The 21,107-nt window shown below is 68.5% G+C and carries 20 protein-coding genes; 9 read left to right on the forward strand and 11 right to left on the reverse strand.

From position 1 onward, the window contains the following. Positions 1-11: 11 nt before the first annotated feature. Both LE181_RS02710 and LE181_RS02715 read right to left on the reverse strand, forming a co-directional pair. Positions 12-1,538, reverse strand: coding sequence for an alpha/beta fold hydrolase (locus LE181_RS02710; protein WP_225659250.1), 1,527 nt, complete (start codon positions 1,536-1,538; stop codon positions 12-14). Between the two features lie 286 nt (positions 1,539-1,824). Then, entirely contained in the window at positions 1,825-2,250 is a 426-nt protein-coding gene (locus tag LE181_RS02715) for a pyridoxamine 5'-phosphate oxidase family protein (RefSeq protein ID WP_225659251.1), read from the reverse strand. A gap of 647 nt (positions 2,251-2,897) precedes the next feature. On the opposite strand from LE181_RS02715, the gene LE181_RS02720 reads away from it, so the two are divergent. The 6 genes from LE181_RS02720 (at position 2,898) to LE181_RS02745 (ending at position 9,328) form a co-directional block, all read left to right on the forward strand. Continuing rightward, on the forward strand, positions 2,898-4,208 hold the full coding sequence (locus LE181_RS02720; protein ID WP_225659252.1) for a formylglycine-generating enzyme family protein: 1,311 nt from the start codon (positions 2,898-2,900) through the stop codon (positions 4,206-4,208). A gap of 72 nt (positions 4,209-4,280) precedes the next feature. Beyond that, positions 4,281-4,721 carry a pyridoxamine 5'-phosphate oxidase family protein gene (locus LE181_RS02725; RefSeq protein WP_225659253.1) on the forward strand — a complete coding sequence of 147 codons (441 nt, stop codon included), beginning with the start codon at positions 4,281-4,283 and terminating at the stop codon, positions 4,719-4,721. Positions 4,722-4,766: 45 nt separating this feature from the next. Further along, complete coding sequence (locus LE181_RS02730; RefSeq protein WP_225659254.1) at positions 4,767-6,017, forward strand: MFS transporter; 1,251 nt, start codon at positions 4,767-4,769, stop codon at positions 6,015-6,017. 28 nt (positions 6,018-6,045) lie between these two features. Continuing rightward, positions 6,046-6,777 carry a class I SAM-dependent methyltransferase gene (locus tag LE181_RS02735; protein ID WP_225659255.1) on the forward strand — a complete coding sequence of 244 codons (732 nt, stop codon included), beginning with the start codon at positions 6,046-6,048 and terminating at the stop codon, positions 6,775-6,777. Positions 6,778-6,835: 58 nt separating this feature from the next. Beyond that, on the forward strand, positions 6,836-8,047 hold the full coding sequence (locus tag LE181_RS02740) for a cytochrome P450 (protein WP_225659256.1): 1,212 nt from the start codon (positions 6,836-6,838) through the stop codon (positions 8,045-8,047). A gap of 138 nt (positions 8,048-8,185) precedes the next feature. Continuing rightward, entirely contained in the window at positions 8,186-9,328 is a 1,143-nt protein-coding gene (locus LE181_RS02745; protein WP_225659257.1) for an ATP-grasp domain-containing protein, read from the forward strand. Between the two features lie 196 nt (positions 9,329-9,524). Here the strand turns inward: LE181_RS02745 and LE181_RS32380 are convergent, their stop codons facing one another. Together LE181_RS32380 and LE181_RS02755 are read right to left on the reverse strand one after the other, a co-directional pair. Then, positions 9,525-11,033 (reverse strand): ricin-type beta-trefoil lectin domain protein, encoded by a 1,509-nt coding sequence (locus LE181_RS32380; protein ID WP_225659258.1) that lies wholly within the window; start codon positions 11,031-11,033, stop codon positions 9,525-9,527. Between the two features lie 666 nt (positions 11,034-11,699). Next, the gene (locus tag LE181_RS02755) at positions 11,700-12,311 is read right to left on the reverse strand and encodes a TetR/AcrR family transcriptional regulator (RefSeq protein WP_225659259.1); all 612 of its coding nucleotides are present in this window, start codon (positions 12,309-12,311) and stop codon (positions 11,700-11,702) included. 95 nt (positions 12,312-12,406) lie between these two features. On the opposite strand from LE181_RS02755, the gene LE181_RS02760 reads away from it, so the two are divergent. Continuing rightward, on the forward strand, positions 12,407-12,829 hold the full coding sequence (locus tag LE181_RS02760) for a nuclear transport factor 2 family protein (RefSeq protein ID WP_225659260.1): 423 nt from the start codon (positions 12,407-12,409) through the stop codon (positions 12,827-12,829). Next, the gene (locus LE181_RS02765; RefSeq protein ID WP_225659261.1) at positions 12,829-13,683 is read left to right on the forward strand and encodes an NAD(P)H-binding protein; all 855 of its coding nucleotides are present in this window, start codon (positions 12,829-12,831) and stop codon (positions 13,681-13,683) included. The genes LE181_RS02760 and LE181_RS02765 overlap by 1 nt, the downstream gene beginning before the upstream one ends. Positions 13,684-13,753: 70 nt before the next feature. Here the strand turns inward: LE181_RS02765 and LE181_RS02770 are convergent, their stop codons facing one another. Continuing rightward, complete coding sequence (locus tag LE181_RS02770; RefSeq protein ID WP_225659262.1) at positions 13,754-14,638, reverse strand: hypothetical protein; 885 nt, start codon at positions 14,636-14,638, stop codon at positions 13,754-13,756. A 124-nt stretch (positions 14,639-14,762) separates the two neighbouring features. Continuing rightward, entirely contained in the window at positions 14,763-15,194 is a 432-nt protein-coding gene (locus LE181_RS02775) for a DUF6924 domain-containing protein (RefSeq protein ID WP_225659263.1), read from the reverse strand. Positions 15,195-15,315: 121 nt separating this feature from the next. Here LE181_RS02775 and LE181_RS02780 point away from each other — a divergent pair, with 121 nt between their 5' ends. After that, entirely contained in the window at positions 15,316-15,912 is a 597-nt protein-coding gene (locus tag LE181_RS02780; RefSeq protein ID WP_225659264.1) for an HD domain-containing protein, read from the forward strand. Positions 15,913-16,005: 93 nt separating this feature from the next. Here the strand turns inward: LE181_RS02780 and LE181_RS02785 are convergent, their stop codons facing one another. The 5 genes from LE181_RS02785 to LE181_RS02805 are packed head-to-tail and all read right to left on the reverse strand — an operon-like array spanning position 16,006 to position 20,986. Then, the gene (locus LE181_RS02785; protein WP_225659265.1) at positions 16,006-17,463 is read right to left on the reverse strand and encodes a pyridoxal phosphate-dependent aminotransferase; all 1,458 of its coding nucleotides are present in this window, start codon (positions 17,461-17,463) and stop codon (positions 16,006-16,008) included. A 49-nt stretch (positions 17,464-17,512) separates the two neighbouring features. Beyond that, on the reverse strand, positions 17,513-18,712 hold the full coding sequence (locus LE181_RS02790; RefSeq protein WP_225659266.1) for a ferritin-like domain-containing protein: 1,200 nt from the start codon (positions 18,710-18,712) through the stop codon (positions 17,513-17,515). Further along, a complete protein-coding gene (locus tag LE181_RS02795) occupies positions 18,709-19,614 on the reverse strand; it encodes an HvfC/BufC N-terminal domain-containing protein (protein WP_225659267.1) in 906 nt (301 codons plus the stop codon). Before LE181_RS02795 ends, LE181_RS02790 begins: the two co-directional genes overlap by 4 nt. Further along, on the reverse strand, positions 19,611-20,435 hold the full coding sequence (gene bufB, locus LE181_RS02800; protein WP_225659268.1) for an MNIO family bufferin maturase: 825 nt from the start codon (positions 20,433-20,435) through the stop codon (positions 19,611-19,613). The genes LE181_RS02795 and bufB overlap by 4 nt, the downstream gene beginning before the upstream one ends. Then, positions 20,432-20,986, reverse strand: coding sequence for a hypothetical protein (locus LE181_RS02805; RefSeq protein WP_225659269.1), 555 nt, complete (start codon positions 20,984-20,986; stop codon positions 20,432-20,434). Before LE181_RS02805 ends, bufB begins: the two co-directional genes overlap by 4 nt. Positions 20,987-21,107: the final 121 nt, after the last annotated feature.

Genomic DNA, 21,107 nt, shown 5'->3' on the forward strand with positions numbered 1-21,107 from the left:
TGGCCTCCCGGTCACTTGGGGACGATCGTGAACGGCTTCGGCGCGAGGCCGGCCACGCAACCGGTGTCGGGGGGCGCGGTCGGGGACGCGAGGAACGACGCGAGCACGTGCTGTGCGCAGGGCGACTGCGGGACCACCCAGTGGCCGATTCCGGGGATCCGCACGGAGGTCGAGCGGGACAGCGTACGGGCCGCGTCCCGTGCCAGGCTCGCCCCGGTCTTCGTGTCGAACGTGCCGGAGACGATGAGCGTCGGGACCGCGCTGACGGTGGTCACGCGCTGTGCGGCGGTGCGGTCCGGAACGTTCCAGATGCGGCACACCTCGTGCTGGAAGGGCAGTTGCGGTGCCTGGGCCAGGACGGTGTCGGGCCAGCCGGGGAAGGCACGGCGTCCCGCGTTCAGGACGTCGGACGGCGAAGAACCCGGGACCCACTCGCTGCACGCCACCGACTCCGTCAGCCCGTGGGCCCACTCGCCGATCGCTTGGACCGAGCCGGCCGCGCGGGCCTGCGCGAAGCGCTCCGGATGCCCGTGAGCGAGTTCCCCGATCGCCGCCGGGACATCGGTGGCCGGGACGGAATGGGCGACCAGCAGGTCCAGCAGCGCACCACCGTCGAGGACGACCTCGACCGGGTCTCCGCCGCGCGGCGGCCGGGCGCTGAGGGTCAACGGCTGTGCCTCCAGCCTGCGCACCTGCTCGGTCAGCGTACGGGGCAGGTCGGGGTAGCGGCTCTTGCAGCGGGGCTCGGCCGCGCACGCCTCGAAGAGGTTGCCGATCCCCTCACGGGCGCTGCGCCAGGTCACCGGCAGCACGGTGGTGCGCGGAGGCGCGACCGAGTCGATCGCGACCGCGCGAATCCCCCGGGGGTGTCTGCGCAGGTACGTGAGGGCCAGGTCGCTGCCGTAGGAGTACCCGTAGACGTTCCACGAGGGGATGCCCAGTGCCGTTCGCAGGTCGGCGAAGTCGGCTGCGTTCTCGGTGGTGTTGTAGGAGCTCAGGTCGATGCCGTCGGCCGTCAGGCGGTCCCGGCACGTCTTCACCGCGTCCAGCAGGAGCCGTTCCGTCGACGGTGCGGCGTAGGGCAGCCCCACGGCCTTTGCGTTGAACCGGTCGATCTCCGGGCAGGCGAGGTGCGGCTGCCCGTGGAGGTTTCCGCGCTGGGCCATGACGATCAGTTCGCGGTCCCGGTTCAGGCCGGAGTCGACCAGGAAGGGAATGTCGTCGAAGGTGTCGGCCCCTGGGCCGCCGGCCATGAACACCACCGGGTCCGTGGCCGGTTTCGCGGACGCGGCCGCGATGACCGCCACGGCCAGCCGGATGGTCCGGCCGCCGGGGCGGGCGCGGTTCTCGGGGACTTCCAGAAGGCCGCATCGCGCGGTGCTCAGTGCGGCGATCGGCTCAGATGTCGCCGGGCAGGGGCCGGGGACGAACCGGGGCGGGGCCGCCGGCCGGGAGCCGGTGGAGGGTGGTGGTGCGGCGCCGCTCGGTGCCGAGGCGAGCGCCGACAGGAACACCAGGGCCGCGGCAGTGGCCGCCACATGGGTGAGTACGCTGCCGGACCGCCGCCGGGCGCGCCGGCCCTGCGCTCTCGTCCGTATGGACCTGCCGTTCCCCGGAGCGGATGACGGGCCTATCGGACCGTTGCTGTCCTCTGCCATACGATCCCGCTCCTCTGCCGACGTCCACGGCTGCCCGACCGGACACGACCCCAGCAGTTCGGGCGAAACGCACGATACGGACCATACCGGGTGGCGTGAACCCGCGCACACGGGCGCCGGGGCCGGTCCTCACGCCCGGGTACGGCCGGGCCGGGGCGCCTCGCCGTCAGACGGTTCCCAGGTCGGCGGACACCCAGTGTTCCGGCTGCATGCAGATGACGACGTGCTCGCCGAGCCGGTCCTGGTCGTACGCGACGAAGTCGGCGACCTTGTCCTCGGGGAGGTACCGCGCGGCCATCTCCCACGATCGCTCCCTGCTGTCCGGCACCGTCCTGGTCACCGGCCCCTCCACCGACACGTAACGCACCGTCGGCTCGGTCTGTTGCACCATCAGGCTGAAACGGCCCGCGGACCGAATCGCTCGCGCCTTCCGGGAGTCAGGCCCGGTACGCACCCACAGTTCGCCGCCCGGCGTGTAGTGGTACCAGATGGGAACCGTCAGCGGTGCGCGGTCCGGTCGTTCGACCACCGACAGCGCACCGATATGAGGTTCCGCCAGAAACTGCTCCCGTTCCTCCATCGACAGCGTCATGCGCCGACCATAGCGGCGACCGGCAGGACCCGCAGGTACGGATCAGCAGGGATCGCCCGGCACGCCTCGACCACCTGGCGCCTGCAGCCGGGACTACGGACACACGCCCGCGCCCGGGCGGCCATCCGACGTCCCCGCAGAGCAACCCGCCCGGACCGGTGGACAGTTGAACTCACGGACGAGGTGAACGGTGCGGACACACTCGGCGAAGCGCCCGGATTCACAGGCACCGGGGGAAAGCCTCTGACCTGGGGTGGAGCAGGCCGGAGACTCTTCGCTCTAGCGCAATGCGCACATCGGCAAGGTGAATCCTTTGCGGGGAGAGCAGCCAAACTATGAACCACGCCACACACGAATACCTTGCACGCCCTGTCATGCACACCTAGATTTTTTCCCGCAACCTCAACTGCGAGAGGGGGTGAATGGCATGTCGGACGAGACTTTCCTCGGTTCGCGCGATGGCGGCGACGAGACGACCGCAAAGTGGGAGGCCTAAGCCTCTAAGCTGGGTGCCGCTTCCCGCTCATCCCGGGCAGCGGCACCCAGCTCGCTCTTATTTTCTCTCCACTGGCATGAACGCTGGCTGCCAGATTCCAGCACCTGCACCAATGCACGATTTTTCTCCAAGACCACGAAGGAGATCCGCGTTGGCATCCCACGCATATGAGGCGAAGGTCAAGGAAGGGATCTCCTTTGCCGAGAAGCTCGCCGAAGAGGGAAAGATCGCAGACCTTTGCGACATGTCGCGCGACCACAAAGAGTGGCCGGTAAGGGCCTTTTGTATCGCGCTGCTCGGTGAGCATTTCGCCGACAACAAGGACGCGAAGGAGGCCATCGCCTACGGCACCCACGACCCTGTCGACCAGGTGGCCTTCACGGCCATTCGCACGGCGGGTGAAAAGCGCGTCGATACCGCAGTGCGCGATCTCATCTGCATCTCGGGATGGCCCAGCAAACTGACCCGCGATCACACCAGCAAGCCGGTCGGTTTCGGTGCCGCCTATACCAAGCGTGCTCTTATTTCGATCTTCGGAAGCGATGATCCGGACACGCTGCGCCGGCTTGAGGACGAACATTTCGCCGGGCTGCGCGAGAAGGTGACGACCGGAAAGCGCCAGCGGAACAACGACGACGTCGTGCTCGTTCCGGGCGGACCGTTCATCGCCGGTGCGTCACAGCAGCAGATCCAGGAAGTCTACAAACAGTTCGGCTCGTTCAAGATGAACGACCAGGACAACCACTTGCGGGCCGTCGAGTTGCCGTCCTACTACATCGACCGGACAGCGGTGACGAATCGACGGTACGCGGAGTTCCTCGCCGACGCACGGGGCACCGAGGAGTTCGACCACCCTGATCAGCCCATCGGCCACGATCACACCCCGGCGCACTGGCACGACCCGCGCTTCAACCCCGCTGACCAGCCGGTGGTGGGCATCGACTGGTACGACGCCTGGGCGTTCGCCAAGTGGGCCGGCGGGCGGCTCCCCACCGAGGACGAATGGGAGAAGGCGGCCCGCGGCACGGACGCGCGCATCTTCCCCTGGGGCAACGAATGGGATCCCGAGTGTGCCAATGAGGTCTCGCGGGCCTTCGGCGTCTCGCCCAAGAACCGTGCCGAACTCGAAGAGCTGCTCCTCTCGGCCCACGCCGAATACCCCAAAACTCCGGTGCTGCCCGCGGACGCGTTGCCGGGAAGCGCGAGCCCGTACGGTGCCCTCAATATGGCAGGTAATGTGTGGGAGATGACCTCGACAAACTTCTACACCAAGGAAGACATGGATCCCTTCCTCAAGGGGAGGAAGCCGGTCGAGTTCATGAACAGGAAGGAGGCGTTCTTTGTGCTGCGCGGCGGAACATGGACCTCGCCTCCGGTGTGCCTGACCACGTACTATCGCGGAAAAGACCTGATCACCGACCGGCACAACGAGATCAGCTTCCGCTGCGTCTATCCCGCATAACGGCAGAACGATCAGAGGTACCTTGCTGTGCCCACTCTAAGGATCAAGCGACAGGCCGGCGTCCTCGAACCCATGAAGGACACACCGTTCGACGTCGAAGAATTCCTTCGCCAACCGCTGGTCGCGCGTGTCGCCACCGGAAAACGGATCGTCCGGCCCGTCTGGTTCCTCTGGGAGGACGAGTCCTTCTGGATTTTCAGTGGGCAGTGGTCCCGGTTGGCAGACCGGATTCGTTCCGACTCGGCCTTCGAGCTCGTCGTCGACACCTGTGACATCGAAACCGGACAGGTTCTTCAAGTCATCGCGCGTGGTCACGGATCAGTCGTGGAGTTCGATGTCGAGCGTGCCCGCCGCAAGCTCATCAGGTACCTGGGTCCGGACGAGAGCCGATGGGACGCACGCTTCAAGCCGCCGAAGGGCGCGGCCGCGAAGGGCATATGGTGGGTGAAATTGACCCCCGATAAACTCTGGATCTCAGATCAGTCGTTCAAGCCTTCCACCGGCGGTTCCTGAAACCTCCTGCCACGCAAACCCACAGGTACACAGGGTGAAGTCCACATGCCGCAATCCGCACAGCAGGAGATGTCCTACAGCCAGGCGCTGAGGAATCCACGCCTCGCCTTCTTCCTCTGCGGCGTCGGCTTTTCCAGTATCGGCGACGGCATGCTCATCGCCACGATTCCACTGGTGGCCCTCAAGGTTCACGGCAGCCTGCCGGCCGCATTCGCGGTGTCCCTTGCCGCAGCCGCGTCCTACGTCTCCTCCACGTGTCTCGCCATACCGTTCAGCCTGGGCAGGCTCCGTCTCCCCGTGAAGGTTTCCTTGATGGCGGACTGCCTGCTGCGCGGCATCACCCTGGCCGCTCTGGGTCTGACCGCCGCCGGCGGATCCCTCGGGATCGCAACCCTGATCGGTGCGCTGCTCGTGGGCTCGTGTCTGCGGTCCCTGGCGGCCTCCGGCACCAGGCTGGCGGCGGTCGGCCTGGTGCCGGGCCATGGGCGGTACGCGGTGAACGGACTCCTGGCCACGGTCAAGGAGTTCGCCCTGTACGTGGCAGGACCTGCCCTGGGCGGAGCGGTGGCCGCGCTCTTCAGTCCGGAGTGGGCCCTGGTGATCGACGGGGCGACCTTCCTCCCTCTGCTCGTCGCCACGCTCGTGGCGATACCGCGTGAACCGTCGGTGTCCAATGGACGGAAGAAAGCGGAATCCGGACTGAGCGTGCTCCGCAGACTCCCCATCACATGGCGACTGCTCGTCATCGTGTTCTTCTACAACCTGTTCTACATGCCCGTGGAAGTCGCCCTTCCGTTGTTCGTCGACGGTCCGCTGGACGGCAGCGGCAAGGCCCTGGGAATGGTATGGACGCTGTTCGGTGCCGGCGCGATCCTGGGCGCGCTCGCCACGAACTACCTGCGGTCGGTACCCCAGCGGCCACTCCTCATCGGCATCATCGCGGGCTGGGGCGGGACGATGGCCGGGCTGGCGAGTGCGCAGAGCGTACTGACGGCGTCGATCGCGTTCTTCGTCGCGGGGGTCATCTACGCCCCGTTCACACCTGTGGCGTACTCATACCTGTACACCTTCCTCTCCGAGGAAGAGGAGCAACCGGTCATCACCCTGTGGTCCACCATCTCCACGTTGGCCGCTCCGCTGGGCCTGGTGGCAGCCGGTCCGCTGGTCTACGCCGTCGGTGGAAGAGGCAGCATCTTCCTGTCGGCCTTCATCACCCTTGCACTGTCCCTGATCGCCCTGCGCATTCTCGGATCGCAGCCGGGGCCCGTGCTGCAGCGGTCGGACGGACATGCCTGAGAACAGCTCAAGAAAAAGAGAGACGTCAATGGACTACGACATTGCCGCGTACGGGGAACGGCGTCCGGACTATGACGCCATGGACTGGGCCCTACGGCACGACGAAGACGAGGCGAGCCGCTTCCTTGCCGAACTCGCACCGGGCGGCGCGGCATTGGAACTGGGCATAGGGACGGGGCGGGTCGCGCTGCCCCTGGCCCGTCGCGGCCTGAAGGTGGTCGGCATCGAGGGCTCCCCCACGATGGCCGCCGGCCTCGAACGCAACGTCGGTGACGAGGACGTCGAAGTGGTCATCGGAGATTTCGCCGACGTGCCGGTCGCCTCCACCTTCGACCTCGTCTACTGCATCAGCGAGACGTTCTTCCTTCTGCCGACCCAGGAGAGCCAGGTCCGGTGCGTACAGAACGCGGCGGAACGTCTCGCCGACGGCGGCCTGTTCGTCGTCCAGGCCATCGTCCCCGATCACGACCTCTACTGCGGGAAGCAGAGCACCGGCACACGGCAGGTGGGCGAGCAGAGCGCGATCATCTCCGCGCGGCGGCACGACCGGGCAGAGCAGCGGGTCGAACTGCAGAGCATCGTGCTCAAGGAGAGCGGGAATACGTTCTACCCCATGCTGTACCGGTACGTGTGGCCCTCGGAACTCGATCTGATGGCGAAACTGGCAGGACTCACTCGTGTTTCACGGTCGAGTGGCTGGCGCAACGAGCCTTTCACCGCAGCGTCCGGTGAATACGTGGCGGTCTACCGCAAGAACTGATTCCGGCAGGCGCGACAACACTTCGTGGTCCCTGTGCGGTTGAAAGGTGAGGGCTGACATGCAAACCACACTTCCCAGACTGCCGTTTACGAGGCGTGGTATTTTCGACCTGCCGGAGGAGCTCCGCGCGATGCAGCGCAGCGGTGCGCCGGCGAAGGTGCTCACGGCCGCGGGGGACGAAGCATGGCTCGTCACCCGCTATGCGGACGTGCGCCCCCTTCTCGCGGACACCCGGCTGGGCCGTGCTCACCCGGTTCCCGACGAGGCGCCCCTCCTGAGCAAGTCGGCGCTGAGCACGGCGGGGCCCGTCGGAAACTATGCATCCGAGCGGGAGGACCACGCCCGGTACCGGCGCAGGCTCACGCCCGCCTTCTCGGCGAAGCGGATGAAGGCGCTGCGTGGCCGGACCGAGGAGATCCTGGCGGGCATTCTCGACGAGATGGCCACGCTCTCGGGGCCGGTCGATCTGCACAAGACCGTCTCCATGCCGCTGTCCTTGCTCGTCATCTGTGAGCTGCTCGGTGTCCCGTACGAAGACCACGACCGGTTCCAGGCGTGGTTCGACGGCATCTCGAACATGACGGACTTCGAGCGGTCGACCGATGCCCGCCAGGAGATGTCGGAGTACATGCGCGAGCTCGCGCAGCGCAAGAGCGCCGCCCCCGGCGAGGACTTGATCAGCGATCTGGTTCTTTCCGGAACGATGGATCTGTCCCCGCAGGGTCCGGGCGGCGTGGCCAAATTGGATGATCTCTCCTACGTGGCCGCGTCGCTGCTCTTCGCGGGCTACCGGACCACGGCGATCAAGGTCGACCAAGGTGTGGTGCTGTTGCTGACGCATGATGAGCAGCGCACCGCCCTGTACGACGAACCGGCCCTGGCGGACGGAGCGGTGGAGGAGGTGCTGCGGTATTCGTCGCCGGATCTTCCGCTCCTCAGGTATGTCCGGGAAGACTTGGAGATCGCGGGGACGAGCATCAAGCGGGGCGAGGCCGTTCTCCTGTCGACGCTGGCCGCGAACCGTGACGGTTCCGTCTTCCCGGACCCGGAAGCCTTCGACATCACGCGGAATCCCAACCCGCATCTGTCCTTCGGTCACGGACCTCGCCTTTGTGTGGGAGCGACGCTCGCCCGCGTCGAACTCGCGGCGGCCTTCCGGATGCTGCTGAGGCGTTTTCCCGGACTCCGTCTCGCCGTTCCAGTGGAAAAGATCACCAGGCGGAGCGGAGTGTTGATCGGCGGGCTTTCGGAAGTCCCTGTGCGGTGGTAGGCAGAACGCTTTTGTCAGATGACGGTGAAGTATGGAGGCTCCATGTCAGCGGCTGTTCTCGTGATGGGCTGCGGCCCTCGCTCTCCCCATGGCCGCGATCAGATGCAGCGTCTGTACGCGCAAGCCCGGGATCGTGGCGTGGAGCTCGTCGGCGCGGAGAGGCCCGCTCACTTGGCCGATGCCGACACGTCGCTCCTCTCCTCCGTTGTCGCCTGTGACGTGGAAGACCCGGCCGCTGCCGTCGAGGCGTTGCGGGCCCTCGATGCGACATTCGTGGGTGGACTGGCCTTCCGTGATCTCTGCGTCGAGCCGCTTGCCGCCGTGGGAGAGGCGCTCGGCTTTCCGTGTGTCAGCCCGCTGACCGCGCGTACCACCCGGAACAAGGACCTGTGCCGGGAGCAGTTGCGGCAGGCCGCACTGCCGCAACCCGCGTCACGGTTGGTCAACGGTCGGGAAGAGGCGCTGGAGTTCCTGGGGAAGACCGCGCCCGGTCCGTGGATCGTCAAGCCACGGGACGGGATGGGGAGCGCCGACGTCGACCTGGTGCGTTCTCCGGACGCGTTGGACGCGGCGCTCGCCGGACGCCCGGCGGGCGTGCCCTTCCTGGTCGAAGAGTTCGTTTCCGGTCCCGAATACTCTGCCGACGGTGTGGTCCTGGGCGGCCGGCCCGTCATCGTCGCACTGGCCCAGAAGTCCTTGGGGCCGCGGTTCGTGGAAACCGGTCACCGCATCCCTGCCGACATGTCCGCCACACAGTCACAAGACGTGCACGAGCAGGTGGAGACGGCTCTGCTCGCGGTGGGCCTGACGCACGGACTCTTCCATGTCGAATTCTGGCTGACGGAGGACGGCGTCGTTCTGGGAGAGATCCACGCACGACCGGGTGGGGCCTTCATTCCGACGATGGCGGAATACGTGCGCCCCGGGCTGGAGCTCTACGGAATGTATGTCGACGACGCCCTGGGAGCCGAGCCGGTCCCCTTGCCGGTCCTGTCGCGAAGCGCCGGTATGCGGCACATCATCGTCGAACCGCCCGGCCGGCTCGTTTCGGTATCGGGGTGGGAGGATGCGGTTTCCGCTCAAGAGGTCATTGCGGCGCGTCTCTCGGTGAAGCCCGGGGACGAGATCACGCCGGTGTGCTGGTCGGCGGACCGGCATGGCTTTGTCGTGGTGGAAGGTGCGTCAGGGGCGGACGTCGACGCCCGGCTTGACCAGATCCAGGACCGGATCGTCTTCGAGGTGACGCCGACGGGGCAGCCGACCGGTTCCGGGGACGCGTAGGCACCGCCCGCACGACTCCGTCCGGCAAGGACGAGCGGACTCCAGCCGTCACCGGGCACCTCACCGGTGACGGCGCGAGCTGCACCCGCGCAGGGGCGGCCCACCAGGCGGCGGTCGGTCGCCGGCACGACAGTGTGCCGGTCCGCCCGACCGCCGCAGGTACTGCTTCAGGCTGTGCTCGCCTTCGGCTACGGCGTCACGGCACGATCGTCCAGCGCTGACGGGTGTCGTCGCTGCAGGTCGCGATCGTCACGTAGCCCGTCTCCCGTGCCGACGGCACCAGGCACAGGTGCGCGGCCTCGTTGCGGAAGCGGAGGGTGCCGTCGCCGTACATCTCGGCCTGCCAGCGGTGGCCCGTCCCGTCCGTCTTGCTGCCGCGGCCGGTGCAGTCGTGCAGCACGGAACGCTCACCGGGACGGGGCTGGGCGCTGTCCAGGACGTCGACGCACAGTCCGCCGCCGCGTCCCTTGAGCCGGACGAGGTTGTCGCCGCTGCCGGCGTACTGGACGTCCCACCGCTGGGTGTTGACGTTGTTGTGGCCGCGGGTGATCAGTGGGGTGCCGTCTCGGGTGCCCCCGCCAAAGGTGTCCAGGTACAGGCCGTTCCACGCGCGCAGCCGGACCCGACCGTCGCTGTCCTCCCACGCGCGCTCGGGCACCGCGCGGGAGGTGTCCCACCACTGCTGGGCGGGCATGTCGCCGCACGGGTAGGCCACGACCGACGCCTCGTTCCCCGTGCCGGTCAGGCACAGGTTGGGGTAGCGGGAGTTGTGCCAGCGCAGCGGGCCGCCGGGCGTGCCCGGGTCCTCGGGGTGCCACTGGGCCTCCGGCGACTCGCACGACAGCATGAGGACGGGGCCCCAGGGCATGAACGGATTGACGCCGGGGCACGCCTCGTCGGCGGCGAGGGCTGCGCGGTCGGCCAGGGCGCCGGACGCGGCCCGGGGGCTGTTGCCGTGGGCGAAGCGGTACCAGTGTCCCCGTACGCTGTCCACCCGGAACCGCTGCCGGGCGTTGTACGCCTGCAGGCGGGTGGTCACACGCCCGGTGTTGTTCGGAACGTCGAGAACCAGCCCGGTCTGGGCGTTCTCAAGGGCGGAGGAGAAGTTGTGAACCGGGCCGTCGGGCGCGGCCGGTACGGGGCTGGGGGCCGGTTCGAACTGGACGGGGTAGTGGTCCGAGCCGCGCCCCGCGGGGATGTCCGCGTTGAACCGGGGCGTGCCGCGCGTGATGGCGTAGTCCAGTTCGCCGCCCCGCTGGTGGGTGGAGCGGTGGGGCCGGGCCAGTTGCTCGTCGGGCCGCAGGCGGAGGGTCTGCTCCCGGGCCTGCCGGTCGGTGCGGTTGCGGATGTCGAGGTTGAAGTCGCCGACCACGACCCAGTTCTCGCCGGCCCGGGTGGCGGCGCGGATGCGCCTGAGCAGAGGGGCCACGTCCGTTCCGCGCGCGTGGACGTTGTAGTAGACGGTGTTGCCGAACCGGACGCCGAGGGCGCGGCGGTAGCGGTACTCGTTGCGGGGCTCGTCCCGGTTGTACAGCGGGTTCTCGATGATGCGGACCTCGTCCGCGCGGGCGTGGGTGACCACGGCCAGGTTGACCCGGCCGCCTCGCCAGCGGTCGCGTCCCGTGGCGCTGTCGCGCTGCGGGTCGGTCTGGAGGAAGTACACGTGGCGGGTGTGGTGGCGGTACCGCCACACCGTGTGGTTCACGTGGTCCGGCAGGCCCGCCGGGAACGGGCCGGGGATGCGGATGGACTCGCCGACGCCGTGGCGCTGGTGCGCCGCGGGGGGGAGGCCCGTTACCAGCCTCCTGGAGGGCGACCACCCGGTGACGCATCGTCAGTGGGCCGACCTCGCCGTTCCAGCGCAGCCCGTTGTCGGAGCCCTGCATGTTGTAGGTGGCGAACGGCAGGCTGCCGGACGGCGGCTCCGCCTGCCGTGCCGGCCGGTCGTCCGCCCGCGCCGTGGAGCCACCCGGCCCGGGGGCGGCACCGACGAGCAGTCCGGCCGCCATCAGCGCGGAGGTGAAGACCGCCGTCAGCCACGATCTGCGCGGTCCTGAGCGGGCCCGGGCGCGGGGCGGTGGTAACGGTAATCGCATCGTGGTCTCCTCATGGAGTGGTCGGGTACGAAGAACCGCAGGAACGATCCGCCCACGATTGGAGGGTTCATGTCAAGGGCCTTCGGGCGCCACACGCCCGCCGCGGGCGGACCTCCCGGCACGCGTCGCCCCTCGGGCCTGCGCCTTCCGGCAGGCACGACGTCGTCCACGAGCGTCACCGGATCGGGAATGGCCGGACGCCTGCCCCGACCCTTCGCGCCACGCGGGGGAGGTGGCGTCGGAAGGCATATCACCGGCCGGCGCCTGAAGACTGATCAATCCAACGGTGCGCGGGGTTCCAGGACTCTGGTGACGAAGGCTGCCAGCTGAGCCCGCATCTGTTCACGGGTCATCCGCCGTTGGCCGACGAGGTGTTCGACGAGGTCCGCGCGGGTGGCGGCAAGGAGCGCATGCGCAGTGAAGCCGCCGTCGGTGAGTCCGGGAATCTGTTCCAGGGCGGCCTGGAGCGTGCTGTGCCACCGCTCGTAGTGCTCGGCCGCATAAGGGCTGTCGCCGCCGGTCCCTTCCAGTGCCAGGGCAAGGTGACGGTTGTCGATTTTGAAGCAGAGGACGGCGTCGAGGAGGGCGGGAACACGCTGCAGCGGCGGGGTGGCCGGACCCAGAGGTGACTCCCCTTCCTCGGTGGCGCGCCTGATCGGTGCGAGCCGCATCTCGTACAGCGCATGGATCAGGCCGGTGCGGTCGCCGAAGCCGCGGAAGAGCGTCGCCTTGCCGACACCGGCCGCTGCAGCGACGTCGGCCATGGTGACGGACTCAGGGCTCTCGCAACGGGCGAAGAGCGCGTCGGCGGCCGCGAGGACCGCCTCCCGGTTGCGAAGGGCGTCGGCGCGTGGCTTGCGTTCGGGCTGTGCGGACCGTTCGGGCATGAGGCTCCTCCTTTACAAAACGGACCCCGGGTCCGTATCGTCGGGGCCACGGAGAAACGGACCCGTGGTCCGTATCGTACGGGAGGGAGTAACCCATGAGCACGAGCACCGCCCCGGGGGATCTGTACCGCCACGGCCTGCGACTCCTGCTGGACAAGGACATCGCCGCCTGGGTCGACCTGTGGGACGAGAACGGGATCTTCGAGTTCCCCTTCGCGCCGGAAGGCCGGCCCAAGCGGCTGGAGGGCAAGGCGGCCGTCGCCGCATACATGCGCGGCTATCCCGACCACATAGACCTCCACGACTTTCCCCACGTCGAGATCCACCAGACCACCGCCCCGGAGACCATCGTCGTCGAGATGCGCGGTGTGGGCCGGTGGGTGGGCACCGAAAGCCCCTTCGACATGTCCTACATCGCCGTTGTCACCGTCGAGAACGGCCTCATCACCCACTACCGCGACTACTGGAACCCGCTCGTCGTTCAGAACGCGGCCGCCGACTTCACAGGGAGCAACTGATGACCGAGCCTCAGGAATTCACCCTGGTCATCGGGGCCACCGGCACCACCGGCAGCCGCGTAGCCGCCCGGCTGGCCGCCGGGGGCCGCCGCGTCAAGGCCGCCAGCCGACGCGCCACCCCCGTGGACGGATCGCGTCCCGTACGGTTCGACTGGGACGATCCCACGTCCTTCGCGGGCGCCCTTGAAGGCGTGGACCGGGTCTATCTCGTCCCGCCGCTCGGCGATCCGGACCCGGCAGCCGTCATGCTGCCCTTCCTCCGACAGGCCCGCACCGCAGGGGTCCGTCGTGCCGTCCTGCTCAGTTCGTCGGCGATCCCTGGCGGCGGCCCGGCGGTGGGACAGGTTCATCAGGCCCTGAGCGGCCTGTTCGACGAGTGGGCGGTACTGCGGCCCTCGTGGTTCATGCAGAACTTCACCGGCAACCATGCGCACGCCCGGACCATCAGAGCGGACGGGACCATTTACACGGCAACCGGTGACGGCCGCGTCGGATTCGTCGACGCCGACGACATCGCCGCCGTCGCCGTGCACGCACTGACCGAGACGCAGGCCCCGAACACCGACCTGCTCATCACCGGCCCCCAGGCACTGAGCTACGGCGACATCGCCGCCGTCCTCACCCAGGTCACCGGCCGGACCATCGCCCACTGCCGACTGACCTACGAGCAGATGCGCGACCGCCTGGCCGCCGACATCCCCTCCGAGTTCGCCGCACTGCTCGCCGGCATGGACCGCACCATCGCCCAAGGAGCCGAGGACCGCACCACCGACACCGTCCAGCGACTGACCGGCCGCCCACCCCGCAGCTTCCGCGCACTCGCAGAGCGGGAACTGGGCCGGCTGCGGGGCTGACATCGTCGCTGCGGCGCGCCCCGCACTGGCCGTCACCGGCACGCAGGTCCGGGGCCGGGTACCAGCCGGACTAGATGCCCATCACGTACCACCGCCGGGGTGAAGGGCCTCGAAGGTACAGGTGCCGCCCCCGTCCTACGGGGCGCGCGTACTGCTTGAGTGGCCCGCCGTTGGGCAAGGTGAGGCACGCCTCTTCGATCAGCAGGGCCTCGTGGTCGGTCATGCGGCAGCGGTGAAGCCGGTCCCGCTGCCGATTGCCGCCGAGCATGGTGATCTCCTCCCCGTGGACAGCCATGCCCGCCGGTGCGACCACTGGCGTCTTCCGCAGCCGGATATGCCCGTCGGTTCGGGCCTCAAGCAGTGGGAAGGTCGGGTAGTAGCAGGCCCAGGCCACACCGTCGTCGACGTTGAGGGCATAGACCGTATCGATGTATTCGACGCCCTCCGGAGCGGAGTACCTCCACTGCGGGTTGCCTCCGCTGTCCCAGCGCACGAGACCTGCGGCGCTGATCGGGTCCACGTAGACACCCTCGTCGAAGTAGGCGCTCCAGATGTGGTGCCGACGGTCGCCCATCATGAACTCCATCGCACGCCCCATCGCGAAACCGCGCCGGCGTCGGCCGTCACGGCCGTAGATCTGCGCGTTCTGCTCTCCTGCAGCACCGTGGCCTTGCAGAATGAACCGCCCATTGGGCAGCGCATCCAGGTGAGTGACCCATAGCGTCACACCGTGCAGGGTCTGTTCGTGTACGGTGCCGCCGTCGCTGATGACGAGAAGCGCGTCGTAGCGACGGGCCGGGGGGCGGGGGTAGGGCGGTCTGCCGTACGAGCTCGGTACGCGTTCCGCGTCGGGGCAGATCAGCCAGATTGCTCTGCTCCAGGCATCCACTGTGGTCGCCAGGACCTTCTGGTGGTCGTACTGCCGAGGCAACAGTGCGTGGGGACGCAGTGCCACCTTTCTCAAAAAATCACCTCACGGGCGAACGGACATCACTCACCATGATCGCAGACGGCTCCCTTGAGGGCCGCACTGGGCGATGTCCCGTGAGGCAGATGGCCGGTGATTCACGGGCTCCCAGTCACAAGCCGCGGTATACGCCGTCCTCGTCGGCTGCCTCCGCGAATTCCTCGAAATCCATGTTCGCGATCGAGAGGTTGTTCTCGATGCTCCACAGCTCGGACGCGACGACGCGGACCGTGCGGCCTCGTTCCTCCCACACGTCGATGCAGAGCAGGGGCATCTCGGGCGAGGCAACGGCAATAGCGTCCACCACGATGAGGAGTGCACACTGCGGCTCATCCGGAACCAGAGTGAGGATCTGCTCCGGCGTGAGGCGCTGGTAGACGGGATCGTCGAAGTACTCCACGCTCGCGAGAAAACCCTCGTCGCTGGGTGTCTCGATCCTGCGACGGATCGCCTTCCACGCCGCATCGTCGGTGAAGTCGGTTCTGATGACCGGTGCGCAACCGCTCATGGACGCGTCGGTAAGGGGCAGCATGTCGATCGGCATGATCCTCACCCTCTCATCCAGGCGCCTCCTGGCTTGTCCCCGGCGGCGGGCCGGACCGTCACGAGCGGGGAACGGGCCTCGGTCGTCGCCGGCTGGCCGTCCGTCGGCGACAATCGTGGCCATGAGACTTGACGATCTTGTTCTTCCGGAGTCCGCAGCCTGCTCGGCGGCCCTCGAAGTGGCGAGCGCCTACTGCTCGCCCGCTCTCCTGCACCACTCCATCCGTTCCTACCTGTGGGCTGCAGCGCACGCGGCGGCGAACGACATAGCCTTCGACCCGGAGCTTCTCTACGTCGCCTCTCTGCTCCACGACCTCGGGCTCGTGCCGGCATTCGACAGCCACACCCTGCCCTTCGAAGAGGCGGGCGGCCACGTGGCCTGGGTCTTCGCTGCGGCCGCCGGATGGCCGGCGGAGCGGCGCAAGCGGGTCTCAGAGGTGATCGTCCGGCACATGTGGAGCGCCGTGGACGTCTCCGAGGACCCGGAGAGCCACCTGCTGGAATTCTCCACCTCCCTGGACATCTCGGGACGGGGCGCACACGAGCTGCCCGAGCGTCTGCGCGCCGAGGTCCTGGAACACTATCCGCGCGCCGGGCTCGCAGAGGAATTCGTCACCTGTTTCAAGAGCCAGGCCGCCCGCAAGCCAGGCAGCGCCGCGGCATCGGCGATCGGGGCCGGCATCGCCGAGCGCATTTCCGCGAACCCGCTGGATCGCTGAGCCGCTGCACGGGGACGGACGATTCGTGCCGGCCGGCTGTCGCAGTCGCGGGCTTCTCCTTCCTACCCGCGACCGTGACAGCCGGGACCGTGTTCAGTGGGAACGGTCCGCCAGCGCCTGGGAGATGCGCTGGATCGCCTCGCGGATCGTCTGCTCCTCGAAAGCGGTGAAGCACAGCCGGAAATAGCCCTGGTCGTGAGCGGAAAGAGTGCGACCCGGGAGGAGCTGGACGCCGGCGTGGTCCTTGATGTACTGGAACAGCTCGCTCTCCGCGCTGCCGATCCCGGAGAAGAGGACCGGCAGGCGCAGGTCTCCGGGCCTGCGGGACTCCCCGCCGGCGTTGCCGTTGCCGTCGTGTGCGCCACCGTTGTACGTGTGTCCGTTGTACGGGAAGTGCGGGCCCCGCTCGTAGGGGATCTCCTGTACGTCCTGCCGCAGGTATTCCCGTAGGTCGAGCCAGAAGAACTGGGCGGAGTTCTGTTCTTCCCGGAAGACGTAGGGGATGTTCTTGGCTTCGTCGAGGGCGGTCCGGGCCGAGTCGAAGGCGCCGGTGAGGATCGTGCGGTACTCGTCCATGAGCTCGGCGGCGAAACTCCTGCCGGTGTCCTGGGTCTCCAGGAGACTGCCGATGACGTAGTGCTTGAGGGAGTCGAAGGGGCTGAACCAGGAGTAGGGCTCGCCGTCCGTGCCGTTGAGGACGTCCTTGACCGCGGAATTGCGGGTGATGGCGACCCCGGCCTTGAAGCCCGAGAGACCGAAGTCCTTGGCGAAGCCCCAGACGACGTGCACCCGGTCGCGGGCGGCCGGGTTGTCGCGGTAGGCGTCCAGGGCGAAGGCGCTCACGAAGGGCCGTTGCGAGGTCTGGATCTGGGAGTGCGCATACATCTCGTCCGAGATGATGTGCATGTCCGTCTGGGTGAGGGCCCAGGTGTAGATTTTCTCCAGCACGTCCTTGTCGTAGTTGACGCCCAGCGGATTGTTGGGGTTCGTGAGGACGAGCAGCTTGGGCCGTTCCTGTGGCCGTGGCCAGTAGTACGCCTGCTGCAGGACGTCGAGGGTGAGCTCGAAGTCCGTGCCGAGGTAGGCGGGGATGCATTCCAGCCCGGGCCGTTGCTCGAAGCACCACTTGAAGCCCTGCCAGAAGGGGGCCGGAAGCAGCACCCGGTCGCCCTCGGCGAGGGTGCCGGTCTTCTTCAGTGCGAAGGCCAGGCACTCCAGGGCCGCCGACACTCCCGACGTCCCGAAGAGGTCGTCACGGCCGAGGTCGGCACCGAACTGGGGACGGAGCAGCTCCGCGATGTCCTCGCGCATCGTCTCCGTGCCGTAGATGGGCACGGAATACCGCAGGTCCTGCTCCGTCAGGCCCCGGAGCCTGCTGAAGACCTTGTCGTTCATCTGCTGGAACAGCAGGACGTTCTCGGCCGTTCCGAGGTTGACGAGGTCGGGGAACAGCTGCTGCTCGACGGACAGGCGGCGCTCGGGGTCGGTGGTGCGGGCCAGCAGCGCGATCACTTCGGCCGGCGTGCGGCCGCTGATGTTGCGGGGAGGCATCGTTGTCTCCTGTCGGGTCGGCATGGTGATGTCGGGCGCAGGTCGTCGTTCACACGTCGGGCAGCTTGCCCAGCAGCCAGCGGACGCTGTTGTCGCCGCCGAGTCGGGGGAAGGAGGCCATCGCCTTGTCGCACAGCTCGACGAGGTGGGCCTTCCTGCCCCGCTCCGGAAGCGGCCAGTGCTCGAAGGTCGGCCCGGCCGGTACGGCGGCCATCGTCTCCGCGAGCGTCACCAGAACGCCCTGCATGACGGAGATGAAGGAGCGCTCCAGGTGATAGCGGAGGTTGCTCTCGCCGGCCTTGAGGTCCTTCCACGACGTCCGGAAGATCACGTCCAGCATGTGCAGGACGTAGCAGTAGACCGCGTTGAAGAGGGAGTTGAGCGCGGTGAGCCCGGCGTCGCCGGCGTAGTCGGGGGCGTGCGGGTCGGTGGGGAGGGAACGGACGGTGCCGATGCCCTCGATGCCCTCGGCGATCCGCTGGAACTTGGTGTAGTGCGGGAGCTCGTCCAGTCCCGCCTTGGGGTGCACCGGGTCGATGGGCACGGACGGCGTGCCCGGTTCCATGCCCTCGCCCTGCTCCACGATGGTCTTCAGGGCGTCGAGGGCGCTCTGCAGGTCGTGGACGAGCAGGGGTTCGCCGCCGCCGTCCTTGTTCCAGTACGCGGCGACGTACTGCACGTCCGGCTGGTTGTTCGCCCAGAGTTTCGGGCCCATGTTCTGGTCGAGCCGGCGCAGTCCGTCCTCGACGGCGCGGTAGAGCTCGCCGATGGTGGAGTACCAGCCCTCCGGGGGCGGAATGTCCCAGGGGTTCGGCTTGGGCCGCTCGAACTCCATGAAGACGTCCCTGACCTGCTCCGTGGTGCACCGTCCGAGGTGGAGTTCGAGCGGCGGCCACCGGTGCAGCATGAGGCTCGGGTACCGCGGCAGGAAGCCCTGGTCGTAGAAGGTGACGTTGCCGCCGTCCCCCAGCGCCACCAGGAGGTTGCGCACCAGCGTCAGGTGCAGCATCTCCTCGACGACGATGCTGCGGATCAGCCGGGAGGCGCCCACTCCGGGATCCCACTGCGAGTAGCCGCGGGTCTCGATCGAGAAGCCCGCGTAGAGGTACATGGGGATGGTGGACATCTCCAGGTAGGCGGCCTGGTGCAGATGGTTGAGAAGTTGCTCCAGGGTTTCGATGGGCTCGGTGGGGTCGACGGGGTGGGATCGCAGGACGGCGGGCAGGGAGACGTCCGCTTGGCCGGTCATGCCGTGGTCTTCTCCTCTCGGGGTGCGGGTCCTGGGACGGGCCGTGGAACGGGGCCCGGGACAGGTCCTGATACGGGCGGCCCTGGTGTGGATCCGTGCAGGGAGCCCCGTACCGCGAGCCACCCGCGGTCCCTCCACTCGCCGAGCAGGGCCAGGGCCTCGGCCGGTGGGGTCCCGGACCTGCCGGCCGCCTCGCGCACGGTCGTCGCACCGTCGAGCAGCGCGCTCAACAGCCGGTACGGGCCCGCTGCCAGCTCGGTGGTGACGACCACGTAGTCGCGCCGGAACAGCGCCAGCGCCGTCGTGCGCATTCCGGGCGGCTCGGCGGCCCGGCCCCGGAAGACCGCGGCGAGGTACTCGTGCACCGGGGCGCACACGCGCATCAACCGCAGGCAGGGGGCGGGGAACGGCACGCCGTCGAGGAGCGCGCCCGCCGGCACGGGAGAGGTTGTGCTCTCGCTGCGGCCCTGGCCCTCGGTCCCCGGGCCGTCGTACACCTCGGCGAACGTACGCTCGTACCGGGCCAGGTCGATCAGCAGGTCGATCCACGGCTCGCGTCGTCGGGGCGGCTCGTCCCGGTCGGGCCGGTGGTCGGCGAGGTACGCGGGGAACCGCTCGCCGAGCCGGGCGAGGGTGTACGAACGGGACGGGCAGGTGTCGAGGTATTCCTGGGCGAAGTCGTCGAACAGCTCGGGGCCCAGCAGGGCGCGGAGGCCCGGGTACAGCGCCCGCATGGTCTCCAGCAGGCGGAGCCGGCAGCCGCGCCGGTAGAGGGCGAGCCGTTCCGTGGAGGTCACCAGGTCGCGGGCTGCCCGGGCCGCCTGCTCCGGTGCGTCGTGCGGGGTGAGCAGGGCGTGCTGGAACCGGCGCTGGGCATCGGCCAGCGAGCGCGGGCCCGTCACGGGGCCGCGCCGGCGCCGGCGTACCGGCGGGCCTTCGCCAGCTCGTCGAGCAGGTCGTCGAAGGGCGGAATGCGGTCGTCCCATTCGAGCAGCGTGGGGACCGGTCCCGTCAGGGCGACGGTCAGCGCGTAGAGCTCCCACACGGAGTCGGCGACGGGCCTGTCGTGGGTGTCCACGATGTGCGCGCCGAGGTCGGTGTGGCCGGCGAGGTGGATCTGCACCACCTTCTCGTGCGGCAGCGCCCGTAGGTACTCCTCCGGGTCGAAGCCGTGGTTGACGGAGGAGACGTAGACGTTGTTGACGTCCAGGAGCAGGCCGCAGCCGGACGCGTCGGCGAGCCGGGAGAGGAACTCCCACTCGGTCATGGTCGCCCCGCTGAACTCCACGTAACTGCTCGGGTTCTCCAGGACCAGCTGCCGCTCCAGCACGTCCTGCACGATGCCGACCCGCTGCACGACATGGGCCAGGGCTTCCTCGGTCAGCGGGAGGGGCAACAGGTCGTGGGTGTTCAGGCCCGCCACGCCCGTCCAGCACAGGTGGTCCGAGACCCAGCGCGCACGGGTGGCGTCGGCAAGGCGCCGCAGCCGGTCCAGGTAGGCGAGGTCCAGGGGGTCGGTGCTGCCGATGGACAGGGACACCCCGTGCAGGACGAGCGGATAGCGCTCGGCGATCCGGTCGAGGGCGTGGCGGCGGAAGCCGCCGGAGTCCATGAAGTTCTCGGAGATCGCCTCGAACCAGTCGACGGCCGGCTGCCGGTCCAGGACGTGCCGCAGGTGCGGGGAGCGCAGGCCGACGCCGAACCCGAGGCCGGCGCGTGTCATGCGCCGCTGCCGTTACTGCCGTTGCCGTTGCTGTCGTTGCCGTTGCCCGGGATCGGGCGCGGCTTTTCGTAGTCCGGCACGAGGTCGTCCGGGTACCCCTCCCCGGGCGAAGGGCCGAAGGGGACGCCGGCCTCGTACATCCGCTGCTCGAAGAGCTTGCGGGCCCGTTTCCATACGCTGGTTCCGCGGTACGGGCCGGCCGCATGGACCCGGCTCTCGTTGATCGGGCTCGCGCAGCTGCCGTTCCAACGGCAGTCCTGGTCACCGGGCTTGGCCTGTTCGGCGTCCGACCCGGTGTATCCGCAGCCGCCCTGGCCCCGGCACTCGTTGTGCCCGTGACAGACGTGGAAGACGGTGGCGCACTCCCCCGTGCCGGCCATGTCGCCGGTGCCGTCGACTCCGTGCCCCTTGCAGGCGTTGAGGCCCTTGCACACGTGCAGTTCGATCGCCGCCTGCTGCTCCCGCGGATCGGCCCGCGGCGGCCCGGCCTCCTGCGCCTTGGCCCGCCGGCGTGCTCCGACGGTGCCGTCTTCGCTGTGCGGAGAATGCATGGGTATGCCCTCCCCCTCTCGGGCTCGCATGACCCACCCATCCTTCGCAAACCGCCCCGCACCGGCCAGGGCGCACTTCGGCCACGGCGGCGGCCGACGCCCTTACCGGCCACGGTGCAGA

Origin of the sequence: Streptomyces sichuanensis (assembly GCF_020328095.1) — a bacterium.
In the GTDB taxonomy this organism is placed as follows: domain Bacteria; phylum Actinomycetota; class Actinomycetes; order Streptomycetales; family Streptomycetaceae; genus Streptomyces; species Streptomyces cinnamoneus.

Bases quoted from the DNA above. Each gene is read 5' to 3' on its own strand.
- LE181_RS02725 (WP_225659253.1), top strand. From the start codon at position 4,281: ATGAAGGACACACCGTTCGACGTCGAAGAATTCCTTCGCCAACCGCTG.
- LE181_RS02755 (WP_225659259.1), bottom strand. From the start codon at position 12,311: ATGCCCGAACGGTCCGCACAGCCCGAACGCAAGCCACGCGCCGACGCC.
- LE181_RS02730 (WP_225659254.1), top strand. From the start codon at position 4,767: ATGCCGCAATCCGCACAGCAGGAGATGTCCTACAGCCAGGCGCTGAGG.
- LE181_RS02785 (WP_225659265.1), bottom strand. From the start codon at position 17,463: ATGCCTCCCCGCAACATCAGCGGCCGCACGCCGGCCGAAGTGATCGCG.
- LE181_RS02790 (WP_225659266.1), bottom strand. From the start codon at position 18,712: ATGACCGGCCAAGCGGACGTCTCCCTGCCCGCCGTCCTGCGATCCCAC.
- LE181_RS02760 (WP_225659260.1), top strand. From the start codon at position 12,407: ATGAGCACGAGCACCGCCCCGGGGGATCTGTACCGCCACGGCCTGCGA.
- LE181_RS02735 (WP_225659255.1), top strand. From the start codon at position 6,046: ATGGACTACGACATTGCCGCGTACGGGGAACGGCGTCCGGACTATGAC.
- LE181_RS02765 (WP_225659261.1), top strand. From the start codon at position 12,829: ATGACCGAGCCTCAGGAATTCACCCTGGTCATCGGGGCCACCGGCACC.
- LE181_RS02740 (WP_225659256.1), top strand. From the start codon at position 6,836: ATGCAAACCACACTTCCCAGACTGCCGTTTACGAGGCGTGGTATTTTC.
- LE181_RS02805 (WP_225659269.1), bottom strand. From the start codon at position 20,986: ATGCATTCTCCGCACAGCGAAGACGGCACCGTCGGAGCACGCCGGCGG.
- bufB (WP_225659268.1), bottom strand. From the start codon at position 20,435: ATGACACGCGCCGGCCTCGGGTTCGGCGTCGGCCTGCGCTCCCCGCAC.
- LE181_RS02780 (WP_225659264.1), top strand. From the start codon at position 15,316: ATGAGACTTGACGATCTTGTTCTTCCGGAGTCCGCAGCCTGCTCGGCG.
- LE181_RS02775 (WP_225659263.1), bottom strand. From the start codon at position 15,194: ATGCCGATCGACATGCTGCCCCTTACCGACGCGTCCATGAGCGGTTGC.
- LE181_RS02715 (WP_225659251.1), bottom strand. From the start codon at position 2,250: ATGACGCTGTCGATGGAGGAACGGGAGCAGTTTCTGGCGGAACCTCAT.